Source organism: Ruegeria faecimaris, assembly GCF_900182615.1.
In the GTDB taxonomy this organism is placed as follows: domain Bacteria; phylum Pseudomonadota; class Alphaproteobacteria; order Rhodobacterales; family Rhodobacteraceae; genus Ruegeria; species Ruegeria faecimaris.
The window spans coordinates 1-14782 of sequence record NZ_FXTE01000008.1; the positions used below are offsets into that span (position 1 = coordinate 1).

The 14782-nt window shown below is 55.0% G+C and carries 13 protein-coding genes and 1 pseudogene; 2 read left to right on the top strand and 12 right to left on the bottom strand.

The features are described 5' to 3' along the window. Both FN806_RS13340 and FN806_RS13345 read left to right on the top strand, forming a co-directional pair. Window positions 1–132, top strand: a pseudogene (locus FN806_RS13340) (bifunctional methylenetetrahydrofolate dehydrogenase/methenyltetrahydrofolate cyclohydrolase); the annotation flags it as partial. A gap of 205 nt (window positions 133–337) precedes the next feature. Further along, window positions 338–1081, top strand: coding sequence for a LytTR family DNA-binding domain-containing protein (locus FN806_RS13345; protein ID WP_142637950.1), 744 nt, complete (start codon window positions 338–340; stop codon window positions 1079–1081). A gap of 6 nt (window positions 1082–1087) precedes the next feature. Here the strand turns inward: FN806_RS13345 and pdeM are convergent, their stop codons facing one another. From pdeM to FN806_RS13405, 12 genes are all read right to left on the bottom strand, one after another. After that, window positions 1088–1750, bottom strand: coding sequence for a ligase-associated DNA damage response endonuclease PdeM (gene pdeM, locus FN806_RS13350; protein WP_142638200.1), 663 nt, complete (start codon window positions 1748–1750; stop codon window positions 1088–1090). Window positions 1751–1792: 42 nt separating this feature from the next. Then, window positions 1793–4204: a ligase-associated DNA damage response DEXH box helicase gene (locus FN806_RS13355; protein WP_142637951.1), complete on the bottom strand. Its 2412-nt coding sequence runs from the start codon at window positions 4202–4204 to the stop codon at window positions 1793–1795. 40 nt (window positions 4205–4244) lie between these two features. Then, on the bottom strand, window positions 4245–5552 hold the full coding sequence (locus FN806_RS13360) for an ATPase (RefSeq protein WP_142637954.1): 1308 nt from the start codon (window positions 5550–5552) through the stop codon (window positions 4245–4247). 118 nt (window positions 5553–5670) lie between these two features. Then, on the bottom strand, window positions 5671–6207 hold the full coding sequence (locus FN806_RS13365; RefSeq protein ID WP_142637956.1) for a prepilin peptidase: 537 nt from the start codon (window positions 6205–6207) through the stop codon (window positions 5671–5673). A gap of 3 nt (window positions 6208–6210) precedes the next feature. After that, complete coding sequence (locus FN806_RS13370; protein ID WP_142637958.1) at window positions 6211–7062, bottom strand: tetratricopeptide repeat protein; 852 nt, start codon at window positions 7060–7062, stop codon at window positions 6211–6213. 29 nt (window positions 7063–7091) lie between these two features. Continuing rightward, window positions 7092–7673 carry a tetratricopeptide repeat protein gene (locus tag FN806_RS13375; RefSeq protein WP_185956705.1) on the bottom strand — a complete coding sequence of 194 codons (582 nt, stop codon included), beginning with the start codon at window positions 7671–7673 and terminating at the stop codon, window positions 7092–7094. Between the two features lie 6 nt (window positions 7674–7679). Beyond that, window positions 7680–8657 (bottom strand): type II secretion system F family protein, encoded by a 978-nt coding sequence (locus tag FN806_RS13380; protein ID WP_142637960.1) that lies wholly within the window; start codon window positions 8655–8657, stop codon window positions 7680–7682. Window positions 8658–8667: 10 nt separating this feature from the next. After that, window positions 8668–9636 carry a type II secretion system F family protein gene (locus FN806_RS13385; RefSeq protein ID WP_142637962.1) on the bottom strand — a complete coding sequence of 323 codons (969 nt, stop codon included), beginning with the start codon at window positions 9634–9636 and terminating at the stop codon, window positions 8668–8670. A gap of 11 nt (window positions 9637–9647) precedes the next feature. Then, window positions 9648–11090, bottom strand: coding sequence for a TadA family conjugal transfer-associated ATPase (locus FN806_RS13390; protein WP_142637964.1), 1443 nt, complete (start codon window positions 11088–11090; stop codon window positions 9648–9650). A gap of 24 nt (window positions 11091–11114) precedes the next feature. Continuing rightward, window positions 11115–12350, bottom strand: coding sequence for a CpaE/TadZ family protein (locus FN806_RS13395; RefSeq protein ID WP_142637966.1), 1236 nt, complete (start codon window positions 12348–12350; stop codon window positions 11115–11117). 194 nt (window positions 12351–12544) lie between these two features. Further along, complete coding sequence (locus FN806_RS13400) at window positions 12545–13174, bottom strand: OmpA family protein (RefSeq protein WP_142637968.1); 630 nt, start codon at window positions 13172–13174, stop codon at window positions 12545–12547. Window positions 13175–13191: 17 nt separating this feature from the next. Then, window positions 13192–14598: a type II and III secretion system protein family protein gene (locus FN806_RS13405; RefSeq protein ID WP_142637970.1), complete on the bottom strand. Its 1407-nt coding sequence runs from the start codon at window positions 14596–14598 to the stop codon at window positions 13192–13194. Window positions 14599–14782: the final 184 nt, after the last annotated feature.

A 14782-nucleotide genomic window follows, 5' to 3' on the forward strand; every position in this document is an offset into this window, starting at 1 on the left:
GAACGCGCCGGAGCAATCACCCCCGTCCCCGGTGGCGTCGGCCCCATGACAATCGCATGCCTGCTGGCCAACACCCTGACCGCCGCATGCCGCGCAAACAAACTCCCAGAACCAGAAGGCCTGACTGTGTGACCCATAGCGGACAGTCGTGCATGTAGATTTTCAGGGCCGGGGTACTCCCCGGCCTAAAATTTGTTAATATGTAAACTAAGTGTGAGATTACGGGCATTGAATGTGCCTGTATTGGTGATAAACTTTCTATTCCAGCCGGTTACGTTGTAATATGGCAAGTCCCCGGTAGTATTGGCTGGACCCGGAGAGTTGTTGTCGAGTGTTTATGTTCACGAAACTGCGCCCAGTTTTCGCCGAAATAGTAGGGTACCGGTTGATTGCCGGGCTGGTTTTCCTTCTGCTATTGTCCTTCGTATTCCAACCATTTCATGCCATCGAAGTAACCTTTCCTTGGCGCTTGGCCTTCTGGATCGGGGTGATGGCGCTGGCGCTAGGAGTGACCTGCGTCGCAAGAAGATTGTTGCGTAGGTTGTTCGCTGAGACCGAGTTTTCTGGGCGCGACCTTGTGCTGATATCTTTGGTTTTCGTCCTTTTTGTTCCAAGCCTTTGGTTGATGGTCTGGTTGCTGTTTTCGGCCAACGGACTGCCGTGCCCGGATATGTTATCTGTAACATCTTATGGCGCCTTGCTGTCGGTGGGCTTGATCCTGGTGCGGCGTGAGGCATCGAAACCTCAATCCGTATATGCTGAAATTCCGCTGCCGCGCATGTACAAACGGTTGCCGGGATCCTTTCAGGGTCGGGTCTATCGCCTGACGGTCCAAGACCACTATGTGGATGTGGTGACTTCTGAGGGCACGTTTACGATCCGGTCGCGTTTTACCGACGCCATAGAGGAAATGGAACCTATACCGGGCCATTGCACGCACAGATCGCATTGGGTTGTCGATGACGCCATTGCTGGGGTCGAACGTAAGGGTGGCAAGATCATGTTGCGCCTGAAGAACGAAGAGCTTGTTCCGGTCAGCAGGAAATACCGTCCGTTCCTAGAGGAAGATGGTCTGATCTGAGCCGCCCTATCTGGGCATTGGGATCATTTGCGGGATTTTCCCTGTCAGGATCGCCATTGCCTGATCGCTCATCAAGGCGTCCAGAACGTGATCCGAGCTAAAGAGCCCACCAGTATAAGTCCCATAGGCAGGCAGGATCAGACGCGCCTGATCCATCAGGAAGGCGGGGCGGGTGATGGAACGACCGCGAACCCGCACGCGCGCCTTGGGGTGGTAATGTCCCGAAACCTCAGCCTTGCCCTTGGGTTGCGCAATATGACGAAAGACCAGAGGGTCAACCGCATATTCGGCCAGATGGCTTCCGCCCAGATCTACCGGGCCGGGGTCATGGTTTCCTTCGATCCAGACCCAGCGGCGACCGGCCTGCATCGCCGTAATCTGCAGCCTGTCGGGCACACTCAGGGCGTTTAGGGCATCAAGATCATCAAAACTATCCCCAAGGCAAATAACGATGTCAGGCTGAGTGTGCTCGATATCTGCGGCCAATCGAGCTAGGGTGTCCTGGCTGTCATAGGGGGGTAATGTCGTGCCGCCCCGGCGCGCCAAACGCTCGGATTTACCCAGATGCAGATCGGACACGCAAAGCACGCTTTTGTCGGGCCACCAAAGGGCACCAGACCCAAGCGCCAGCAGATTTTGCCCGGCTAAACAGATCGAAACTTCGTTCATGTTACGTTCTTTGCGACGTTCCGCTACCGCGCGCAAGAGGTTTTAGCAAGATTCCAGCCCAGCCTCTTGCAATAGGCGCGCGCTTTCTTCCGCCAGCAGGCGTTCTTCAGCAGCACCTTTGACGGGTACCTTGCCAACCTCAAGAAACAGTGGTGCAGCCAGAGGTGAAACCCGATCCAATCGCATCAGATCTATACGTCCCCCGATCCGCTCGATCAGTGCCTCGACCCGCCCGAAATCGACGAGACCGCGCATGGCCTCTTCTCGGGTGATCTGCATTAACAGGTGATCGGGATCGTATTTCAGCAAAGTATCGTAGAGGATATCTGAGGAAAACGTGGCTTGCCGACCACTTTTGCGCTGACCGGCCATGTTCCGTTCGATCAGCCCTGCAATCGTGGCCGAGGCACGAAAGGTGCGCTTCATCACGGCATTGCCCGCCAGCCAGGTTTCCAAGCCGTTGCGCAGCTCGTCGGGCTGAAATAGCGGACGCGGGTCTATCACCGCGTCCAACCCCCAGATCAGGGTTGCATAGTCGGTGGCAACAAAGCCCAGCGGTGCAAGGCCCGTTTCTTCCATCCGTTTGGTCAGCAACAGCCCCAGCGTCTGCTGTGCGTTGCGTCCCGCAAAACCATAGACACACAGGTTTTCGCGCCCATCTTTGGGGAAACTTTCGATCAGTAACCTGTCACGATGAGGCAGGTGAGAAATCTCTCGCTGCAACGCCAGCCAATCCGCGGTATGCGCGGGTAACTGGGGCCAATCGGGCTGTGCAAACAGCCGCAGGATACGGTCGCTCAGCTGCGTCGAGGTCGCAAATTTGGTGCCTGAAAACGTTGCGATCTTGGGCTTCTTATCCGCTCGGCGGCTGACTTCGACCGTCATCTCGCGCAATCCCTCATAGCGCACGATCTGGCCGCCGATCAGAAAGGTATCTCCGTGGGTCAGCGAGGCAGCAAAGGCTTCCTCGACCTCTCCCAGAGGTTTGCCCCCTCGATTGCGTTTCAGGCGGACTTTCAACGTATCTGTGTCCTGAATCGTGCCAAGGTTCATGCGGATACGCTGCGCAGCACGGGGGTCACGCAGCTGCCATTGCCCATCTGGCCGTAGCTGCAGCCTTTGCCACCGATCATAGGCGCGCAGGGCATAGCCCCCGGTTGCACAAAAGTCCAAACAGGCGTCGAACTCTGCTCGGGTCAACCCGGCATAGGGGCCCGCTGCGGTCATTTGCCGGAACAGGTCATCGGCCAAGAATGGCCCGGATGCTGCGGCAATCAGGATATGTTGACACAACACATCGCGTGGACCTGCGCCGCGGGGATCACCGTCCAGATCATGAGCTTTTACAGCCTCAAGTGCCGCTATGCATTCCACAACTTCGAAGCGGTTTGCGGGCACTAACAATGCTTTGGAGGGGGCGTTGTATCTGTGATTTGCGCGCCCGATGCGCTGAACCAGCCTTTTGACGTTTTTGGGCGCCCCGATCTGAATGACCAGGTCGACATCGCCCCAATCAATACCAAGATCCAGACTGCCTGTGCAGACGATTGCACGCAGCGCACCGCGAACCATTGCGGCCTCGACACGTTCGCGTTGCTGCCTGTCCAGACTGCCGTGATGAATGCCAATCGGTAGCCCGTCTTCGTTGGCAAGCCAGAGGTTGTGAAAGAAAATCTCGGCCTGTGCGCGGGTGTTGTGAAAGATAAGCGTCGTCTTATGCTTCCGGATCTGGTCCAGAACGGCAGGGATGGAATAGGCCGCGCCACCGCCCGACCACGGAGGCATTTCCGGCGTTTCCAACATTTGGATATCGGGGTCAGGCCCAGGATCGGCCTCAACGATCCGGCAGAGATCAGGGTGACGTGCCAGAAATCGGGCAATAGCATTGGGGTCTTCGACCGTTGCAGACAGGCCCACCCTGCGCAGGTCCGGGCAGAGCCCCTGCAGACGGGCCAGCGCCAGCATCAGCTGGTCGCCACGCTTGCTCTCGGCCAAGGCGTGGATTTCATCGACAACCACCCGTTGCACGCCCTGAAACATCCGCCCGGCGTCTTCGTAAGAGGTCAGCAGGGCCAGGCTTTCAGGTGTGGTCAAAAGGATCTGCGGTGGGTCAACCCGCTGACGCTTTTTCTGTGTGGCTGAGGTATCTCCGGTGCGGTCCTCAATCCGGACGGCCAGGCCCATTTCCTCGGCTGGGCCACGCAGGTTTCGCCGGATATCTGCCGCCAGCGCCTTGAGAGGGGAGACGTAGATTGTATGCAGGCCAACATGGTCCCGCTCTGCTAGATCGGCCAGCGTGGGCAGAAATCCGGCCATTGTCTTGCCCCCGCCGGTGGGGGCTATCAGCAACGTCGCCGGTTCAAGGGCCCGGTCGTACATGTCCTGCTGATGCGGGTGGATGGACCAACCTTTGTCGTCAAACCAGTCAGTAATCCGGGCGGGAATCTGCGTCATAAAGGCAGATTACCCGGTCCGTCAGCGAAATGGCATTAGGTTATTTGACGATTTTCTCATCTTTGACGAACATGTTGGCCCAAGCGCGTTCAATCAGATCGGGGCTCATCTGATAGGGGATGCCCTCGAATTCGCAGATCGAGATCATCTGATCAATCAGGAATATCGGCTGATAGTTCGCATAGATGTTGTCGATGGTCGGGTATTTGACCTTTAGCAGATGGACCAATGCGGCCTCGTCCAGAGGCATCCCGCGTTTGCGGGCCACCATGGCGAAGATTTTCAGGAAGTTCTCTTGGTTCGGACCGTCAATCTTGATCTTGAAGAAGATCCGGCGCAAAGCGGCTTGGTCAAAGATCTCGTTGGGGTGAAAGTTGGTCGAAAAGATGACCAGCGTATCAAAGGGCACTTCGAATTTTTCACCCGATTGCAGGCCAAGGATATCCTTGTTCTCTTCCAGTGGAACAATCCAGCGGTTGATCAGGGCCTGTGGTGGTTCCTGCTGACGGCCAAGGTCGTCAACGATAAAGATGCCGCCTGTCGATTTCAGCTGCAGCGGGGCCTGATAGGTCCGCGCCGTAGGGTTATAAACCAGATCGAGCATGCTGAGTGACAGTTCACCGCCAGTCACAACAGTTGGTCTTTCACATTGGACATAGCGCGAATCAAACCGCTTGCGGCGGCGCAAGCTATTGGGGTCATCTGCTTCTTGTTCGATGGCTGTGTGTACAATCGGGTCATACACCGTGATCACCTGACCAGCGTATTCGATGGCATATGGGACATAGACATTATCGCCCAAAGCATCCCGAATACCGTTCGAGATAGAGGATTTACCATTACCCGGAGGTCCATACATCAGGATTGATCGGCCTGCACTGACCGCGGGTCCAAGGTGGTCCAGCAGGCTGTCAGGCAGAACCAGATGGCCCATTGCCCCGGTTAACTGGTCGCGGGAAACCTGGATATTCCGGATCGACTGGCGTTTTACCTGCTCGCGGTACACATCCAACGGGACGGGCATGGCGCCGAAATATTCGGACTGGCTCAGCGCATCCAATGCACGCGCTTTGCCCGCATCGGTCAGCTGATACCCCATCTCATTGCCGCTGTTGGCGTTCAAAGTACCGGTTGCTTCCAGCAGCTTTTGTTCGCGTGCAAGGTCGATCAACTCCTGTGTGACAGAACCCGGCAAGCAGATCGCTTGGGCAACTTCGGAAACCGTATCTACGGTTTTACGAAAGATAGTTTTCAGCAGGATATCCCGCATCATAACAATTGGAAGCTGCATATCGCCCAACCCCTTTGGGGTAGGGGGGGCCATTACCGAGGTTGTCTGCATATTCATGAGCGTTGCCCGTCTAATTCAGTATTCACGCCAATAGCCCTGAAAAGGGCCCTTTGACGAAAATTTGGCCGGGCTTTGTGTCAGTTCCAAGGCGGGGACAAGGCGGACTGATGATAGTTTACGAGCCGTAAACAGTTCCAAGTATCAGGTAGATGGCCAGGGTTGCACCAAGCGCGAAACCCATTGGAAATTGTTTGTCCCGACGCCAGCTTTCCCAATCTGGGGCAATAGCTCTGAGGGCGGTATGTTTGGCCAATCGATGCGTGACAAAGGCCGCCAAGGTGGTCGACATCAGGATCAACAATACCAATGTGAAATCGCCCATCCAAACAAAGGCTGAGGCCGCGGCTATGAATTTTGCGTCTCCGGCTCCCATAATGCCGGCTGCGTTGAGCAGAATGCCGATGACTAGCATTACAACTATATGTAACAGCTGCCACAAATAGGGTGGGAGGGACACAGAAAACGGGCCGGTAATCCAACCATCCGACCAGGGCGGCAGGACAAACAAACCGATGACCGCAAATACCGAAGCCAGTGCTACTACGGCGTGATTCTTGATGAGCATGTCACGCAGGTCGGTGAAGGCCACGTAATAGCAGATCGGCAGTACGAACGGCAAAAACCAGGCCGCAGCACCCGCTGGAATATGCATGTATCAGGCTTCCTCAAGCGCGCGCAGGGATCGAACGGCTTCGTCGTAATGTTGCGGATGGGTAGCGATCGCTTCGCGGAACAGGTTCTTGGCCGTCGCCACATCACCGCGTTTCACCGCCGAGATGGCCATTGTGTTCAACAACATCGCGCGTTCGACCTGAGACATGGGAACGACAGGCATGCTGTAATTGCCCTGTGCAGCCCGGGCGAGGACCAGATTGTTCTTTGCCGTGAATAGAGAGTTATCCTGTCGAATGGCCTCGGTGAATAACCGTTCGGCTTCGTCGTACTGGCCGCGCGTCAGCTTGGAATATCCCCAGTTGTTCATCACACCACCGGGGCGGGTCGTCAGACCCACGGCGGTTTCATAGAAATGATCCGCGCGTTTCCAGTTTTTTTGTGAATCCGCGACGACGGCTTCCAGGCGGTAGCGTTTGAAAGATTCAAAAGTCGGCGGGATCGAATCCAATGTCGATTTGGCCTGTGACCAGTTCCCGGAACGTACCAGTGAATCTGCGTATTCGACCTTGTCTACATTGGTCGCACCGCTCATCGTGGTGACTTTTTTCCAGGCGGCGGTTGCCTCGGTCGTCCGTTTAGCGCGCGCCAGTGAAATCGCCAGCCCACGTTGCAGGTCTATACGACCCGGGTTCTTGGCGGCGGCACCCTGGAAATAGGTAACGGCTTCGTTAGGGTCGGCGGCCGACAGAAGAACGTCGTTCAGGTTGGTTTCGTCAATGACGTTCACCTCCTGAAATGTACGCTCGACCTTTTCTTCCTCGGACTCTTTTTCACAGGCTGAGAGGATCAGCCCGCAGATTGCGATAGACGGAATCAAGAATTGTTGGCGCATTTTTGCGTCCCTTACTGCTCTTGCCTATGTTACGGGAGCTTGCGCAGCATGAATTGCCCGTCGCCTTGCTGCTCCAGTGTGTATTCTTGTTCTTGAGGGGTATTATTATCAGTATTTTCCATTTTTGCGAGAGCTAACCGCAGATTGTCCCGAATTGCGTCACTTTCGCCATTATCGAGAGCATAGGCCCGGCGAAAGACCTGAGCGGCCTCGGGGTATTCACCGATTTCCATCAGCAACACACCCAGATTGTTCCAGGCGACAGACCATTCGGGGTCATCTTCAACCGCTCGGCGCAGCAGCGTTTCCGCCTGTCCAAGCCTCCGAAGGCCCAGATTTGCCGTCCCCATCGAGGTCAGGATCTGCGTTGTCATTCCCTGATTGAGCGCTGCGCGGATAAAGGCATCCAACGCAAGCTCGTATTCACCCGAAGCCATCAGCCGGTTGCCTACTGCAATCTGATCTTCGGCCGGGGCTTTACGATCAATGCCAGGTGCATCCAGATCCCCAGAGGACCCCGTTTCCGTGCAAGAAGCCACCGTGGCAAGAACCACGGTGGCCTGTAACACGCGGCGTATCCCCGTCTGGATGCACCTGGGTTTCAATTTCATAGGCTATTAGCCTCCGCCGAATTCAGCGATGCCTTTGGCCGAGGGTCCAACCAGAATGACCAACAACGGTGGCACCGTCAGCATCATAGTGGCGAGTGTCATTTTGGTTGGCAACTTGTTAGCGGCCTCTTCGGCGCGCATCACGCGCTTATCTCGCATCTCGCCAGCGTAAACCCGCAAAGCTTCGGCGATGGATGTACCGAATGTTGCCGATTGGATCATCACCGTCACAAATGAGTTAACATCCTGAACGCCACAGCGCGTACCAAAATCGCGAAGAACCGTATCCTTGTCCTTACCGGCCTTCAATTCGTGGGCGACGACTTCAAATTCAAGCGAAATCTCAGGGTAGGAGGCTTTCATTTCGCGTGCGACGCGAACGATGGCCTGGTCCAGCGACTGGCCAGCCTCGACACAGACCAGCATCAGGTCAAGAGTATCGGGAAAGCCTGCGGTGATCGCTTCTTGCCGTTCTGCGACCCTTCGGGTGATCCAATAGCGTGGCAGAAAATACCCGGCGGCCGACGGGACAAGAACTCGTATTATCATCTGCTGCGCGGTAAATTCCTGACCGTCGGAAAGGACAGTGACCAGCAAAACACCAATCACAATTCCGATGATGCCCAAGGAAAATTGAGCGAAGTGGAAGAACCGAACTGCGTCCTTTGATTGATACCCCGCCTGCCGCAGTTTCAGCTGCATGGCAGACAGTTCTTCCTTATTCTGTGGCTCAAGGAAGTTGGCAAACTTCTCAAGCTGCTCGTTTCGCCCGCTGGTTCTGAGCTTGTCCTTTTTGACCTTCTTATCCTGTCGAGGGGCTGCATTAGAACGCTGCAGTTTCTTCAGGGGATCTTCTGGCTGGCTCAGGATCAAGGGGACTGTGATCAAGATCATGAACAGTCCAAGTACACCAACCACGATCAGTGGACCGAAGGGGCCAAGGAGCTCGGTTAGAAAGTCATTTATTTGGGTCAGGATTTCCATGGTGGTGTCCTCAGACCTTGATGTCGGTTAGAATGCGCATGACGATCAGGTTCAGTGTCAGCATGATGCCGACAAAGAAACAGGCAGGAATGAACCATGGGTGATCCATAACTTCGTCATAGTACCCGGGGTCGTTCACCAAAATGAATCCCAGGCAGAACAGTGGAAATCCAGATAGGAATTTTCCTGACCATTTTGCCTCGGCTGTGATAGCGTTGACGCGCCGGAAAAGTCGAAAACGGGCCCGGATCACCTTGGCCAGACCGGCCAGAATTTCGGCCAGGTTACCACCGGATTGCTGTTGGATGCCGACGGCCACTGCCAAAAACCGTAGATCCTGCATATCCAGTCGTTGTGCCAGATCTTTGAGAGATTCACCGACGTCACGGCCATAGGCACATTCATCAGCGATAACTCCGAATTCAGTGGCGAGTGGATCCTGGACTTCATTTGCGACGATTTGAATGGTGGACACAAAAGGGTTCCCGACGCGAAGCGACCGAACCATCAATTCCACAGCATCTGGCAACTGTTCTTCCAGCATTGCCATACGCTTTTTGGCCTTGTTGTTTACCCACGCATAGACACCACCAACACCGATTGCGACCGAAATTGCGGCCCGCATTATGGTTTCCGTTCCCGTTGCAATGCTGAGCCCCATGAAGGCAAAGCCTGTCACCAACACCATAATCAGGATCAACTGACGGGGTGTGAAGGCGATGGCGGCCTTCTGAGCCTTGTCCGCCAACAGGGAATAGAGCGGAATACTCTGGGACTTCATATGCTGCTGCATTTCCTTGCGCAGCTGTTCCAGAACTTGTTCGCGCCCGACGCCTTTATCCAGCATGTCCAGACGGCGGTTCACGCGACTGTTCAGACTGATGGATTTTCCGAAGGCAACCAGATAGATTCCTTCCACCAACGCAAGTACGCCTACGAAGATCGCGACGTAGATCAGTGCCTCCATAGGCAGTTGCATTTCAAGATCTCCTACATAGTCGTTGGTTCGTAAATCGAAGGGGGCAGATCATAGCCCCACAGACGGAAGCGTTCGGAGTAGTGGCTGCGAACGCCTGTCGCGGTAAAATGGCCAATGATCTTGTTGTCGGGCGTTAATCCAACGCGTTGAAAACGAAAGATTTCCTGCATGGAAATCACATCGCCTTCCATACCAGTGATTTCGGTGATCGAAGTCATACGCCGCGAGCCGTCCTGCAGGCGGCTTGCCTGAACGATCAGGTTCACAGCACTGGAGATCTGGCTACGGACGGCCTTGATCGGCATTTCGATCCCGGCCATCGCGATCATGTTTTCAAGGCGCGAAATCCCGTCTCGGGCCGAGTTCGCGTGGATCGTTGTCATCGAGCCATCATGGCCAGTGTTCATGGCCTGTAGCATGTCGATAACTTCCGAGCCCCGTGTCTCACCCACGATGATACGGTCGGGACGCATACGAAGGGCGTTTTTCAGACAGTCGCGGGGGCTGACTTCACCCTTGCCTTCGACGTTAGGCGGGCGGCTTTCCATCCGGCCAACATGAGACTGTTGCAGCTGGAGTTCCGCTGTATCCTCGATGGTCAGAATACGCTCGGCGTCGTCGATAAAGCTGGACAATGCGTTTAGCGTGGTTGTTTTACCGGAACCGGTACCGCCCGAAACGATCACATTCAGGCGTGTAGATACAGCAGCCTGCAGATAGGCGGCCATTTCTTCGGTGAAGGCACCAAAATTCACCAGGTCATCAATGGCCAGCTTATCTTTTTTGAACTTACGAATGGATACCAGCGAGCCGTCAACGGCAATCGGTGGCACCATGGCGTTGAAACGCGAGCCATCCGCCAGACGGGCGTCCACATAGGGGTTGGATTCGTCAACACGGCGGCCCACGGCGGATACGATCTTGTCGATGATCCGCATCAGGTGCTTTTCGTCTTTAAAGGTAACGTCGCTAATTTCTAGCTTACCGAACCGTTCAACAAAAATTTGCTGCGGGCCGTTGACCAGAATATCGCTGACAGAGTCGTCCTGAAGCAAGGTCTCGAGAGGGCCAAGACCGGTTACTTCGTCATACAGTTCCTTGTTCAGCTGTTGCCGGTCGTCGCGGTTTAGAACGATGTTGCGGGATTCCAGAACCTCACTGGCAATCGCACTGATTTCCGAGCGCAGCTCGGATTCTCCAGCTTTCTCAAGGGCCGCAAGGTTCAGGTTTTCAAGAAGCTCGCGGTGGAGTTCGATCTTGATTTCGCCCAGACGCTCTTTGCGCTTGCGTTCCTTGTCCGCCCCTACAACCTCGACCGCCTTTTTGGGGGTGGGTCGCCGGGCAACAGCAGTAGCGGTTGATGCTTGCTCCGCTGCAGGTGCAGGTGTGGCCTCGGGCGATTTAGCCGGTGCCTGGACCGGTTGTGCTTCGGGTTTTTTATATCTTGAAAACACGGCGGCTCTCCCTGTGGGATTGTGTTATGCGGCTTCGGCGCTACTGCTGCCCAGGCTGTGCAGCGACTTCGCAAGCTTTGCGATTTCCTTGCGCAGTGGGTTCTTGGCCGCAGCGTTGGCCAATGGCAGACCGTGATCACCGCTTTGCATCACCGGTTTGCCGCCATCCGGCAGTTGAAGATCAATAGAGATACCCAGGCTTTCACCCATGCGCTTGACCCGGCCCTTACCATTCAGATCGGTAAATTTCGGGGCGCGATTGAGAGCGAAACGCAACTTATTGAAGGGTAGTTCCTCGGCCTGTAAAGCGCGCTTGAGGCGCAATGCGTTCTGAGCCGAACGCATGTCCAGTTCTATCAGGGCAAAGTAAACATGGGCGGCCTGCAGTACAGTTTCCGACCAGTGAACCAATGTCGTTGGCATGTCGACGATCACATAATCGAAGTGCTTTCGTGCCTTTTCGATCACCCGTTCGATATCTTCTTGCGTAATCAGATCCAAAGGCACCATATCCGACGGCGCAGTTAGCACCTGCAGCTTGTCCTCATAGGACTGAAGCGCCTGGGTAAAGAGGTCATCATCCATTGCCGCCGTATCAGACAGCATCTCGAATACAGTTTCTCGACGGGGAAGATCCAGATATGTCGAAACCGTTCCGTATTGCAGGTCCAGGTCAATCAAACAAACCGAAGGGGCCTCTTTGTCAGAGACCGTTGCCAGTTCCCAAGCTAGGTTGACGGCCATAGTCGTCGACCCGACCCCACCGGCAAGTCCTTGAACCACAAACAAAGCACCCTCTTTAGAGTCGCCAGCTGCACGTGCGGCATCTGATCCGGGGGCAACGGCGACGGGTTCGGGTTTGTTCATCCGGTCGATTGCTTCTTGCAATTCACCTTCTGGAAGAGGGTAGGGGACGAATTCGTCCGCGCCCTTGCGCAACAACTGATGCAGCGAAGCCGGGGTCACGTCCTCGGCGATCAGAACTATTTTGATATTTTTGTCTTTTGCCTGTGTGATGATTTCACCCATCAGTGACAGGTTGTCTTCATCCTCGCCATCAATGGCCAACGCGACAAATTGCAGTGAATTCGCCTCGGGTTGGTTGAAAAATGTCAGGGCTTCGGCAAAGCCGAGATCACCCCAACGCTCACCCAAAGCGCCTTCCATATCTTCTATAAGCAGATCGAAATTCTGGACATCACGGCTGATCGTGCAGGCCAGAATTGCGGTCTCTTCGTTTTGCGGCGTGGCGCTTGTCATTAACACAATCCTCGTCGAAGGGTAGGCGAACCATCCTGGCCCAGAGGACAGGATTGGCTTGCTGTCACCCTATTGCGGCCATTTTCGGACGCAGGTCACCCAATTGTTGAAAATGTGGCTTGGAACTTAGGCAAGAATTAGGCGCAAAAGAACCAATTGTAGGGAATTGGGCGACGATGTCGCCCAATCACAGTTTATTGTTCGCTTGTATCGCCAATAGCGGTCTCGCGGCGCAGCTGGGATTCATAAACCGCGCTTTCCACGTACTCACGATTGACGATAGCGGCGTATTTGCCATCGAGTAGCTGGGGTGCACGATCAACGAAGCCTGATACTTCGGTCACGGTGCGCCTGTTGCGACGGTCTCGATCCGGCGTAGCCACGAGAGGTCGAGACTTACCGAATGAAACAACCGCCTCCAACCGCGAGCGAGAGATACCCTGCTGCGTAAGGAACGCAACAGCCGCATTCGCGCGCCGCTGGCCCAGGCTTTGGTTATATGCCGTTGATCCAACAGCATCCGTATGGCCATAGACCCGGAACCGTGCCTCGGGGAACTGTTTGATCCAGTTCGCCTGACGCAAGAGTACTCGCCGAGCTGTTTCGTCCAGTTGAGCGCTGTTGAAATCAAAGTTGATCTGGGTCGGCACTTCGGCTGCGAACCGTTGGCCCAGGATCTGGGCATATGTCAGTTCGCCATTCATTACTTGAATGTTGTTCAGTGTCGCATTCCCGAACGCGCCTTGATCGGCTTCGTATCCGGCCTCACGCGTACATGCGGCGACAGCGACCGAAAGACCCAGTGTGATGATCCACTTCTGCATTGGTCCTATCCTCCTAATCAATCCAGGACGTAGCCGTACGAACTACCGAAGTCCTGATTCGCGACTTCCGAAGCTGCACCGGCACCTAGACGTTCAGTCCGACCGACTTTGCCATTGACGAACAGATCAAATTCGCTGGGCGGTTTGACCCGATCCGTAGGCAGAGCCAGTGCCTCGCCACGAGTCGGCGACACAAGGTGGGCTGTGATGATGATCACCAGTTCACTTTGCTGACGCTGATATTCCGCGCTGCGGAAGAGGGCGCCAAGAACCGGGACGTCACCCAACCAAGGAATCTGGCTGTTCAGGTCGGTGAAATCATCCTGGATCAAGCCAGCGATCGCAAAGCTTTCACCATCGCGCAGCTCAACCGTTGTGCTGGTCTGGCGTGTGATGAAAGATGGAACATTATCACCTTGAATGGTGAAGTTCGACGAACCATCGATAGCTGACACGGCAGCAGCCATTTCAAGGTTGATCAGATCACCATCCACAACGCGGGGGATAAAGTCGATTTCAACACCGAAGGCTTTGTATTCAATCGCAATTACGCCGTCGTCCTGCGGTACCGGAATAGGAACTTCACCACCTGCAAGGAACGTCGCTTCCTGACCCGAAAGTGCGGATAGGTTAGGCTCTGCAAGGCTGCGCGCCAGTCCTTTGGACTCGAGTGCCTCCAGCAGCAGACGAACCTGTGTGGAGCCTGCGCCAAAGCCGAACAGAATTGCGCCGGTATTCGTCTGTACCGCCGGAATGTTGTTGTTCAGGGCATTTGCCAAAGCACCAGCATTGTTCAGCGTGTTGATACCGCCAGTCACATCACTGCCGCCGAATCCAAGCGATGCAGTCAGGCTTTTAGCCACCGACCGATTCATCTCGGCAAAGCGCACTTTCAGCATGACCTGCTGAACGCCGCCAACCGACATCAGGTTCGATACGCGCTCCGGTGCATAGCGCTCTGCCAGCTCCAATGCCCGCGCCAACTTGGCAGCGCTAGAAATTGTGCCAGAAAGAACGATACCGTCATTGGCGGTGCGAACTTCGATAGGCTCGGTTGGCAAAATCTGGCGCAGACGTTCTTTAAACTCGGTAACATCCGGTGCCACACGGACCCGAACATTAGCAAGTAGATTACCTGCGCCGTCGAACAATGTCAGGGTCGTCAGGCCAGGAGCCTTACCCAAAACATAGATAGTACGATCCGAAAGCGACGAAATATCAGCGATGCCTGCATTGGCGATGCTGAGTTCGGCAAACGGTTGCTCACTTTCTACAACTATTGCGCGGTTCATTGGCACATCAAGCGTTTCCGCTGTACCCTTCTTTACCACGCGAAGTGTTTCAGCCCAGGCAGCATTGCCGACTGGGCCAACTACGAGCGCCAAGCCCAATAGGGCTGCGCTTATCCAGGAACTTCTTTTCATGTGACCTGCCTCTCCGATCACGCCTCGTTTTTTGCGGCTACTGCCTTATGTCTGATAACACTGCGCGAATTGAGAATTTATTGCAATAATCAATGGTTTCTGGAATTTTCCTTATGTGGACAATGCGCAACATGCGAACAAATTAGGGCCGCGCAATTCGCGCGGCCCCGGTCATGTAACGCAC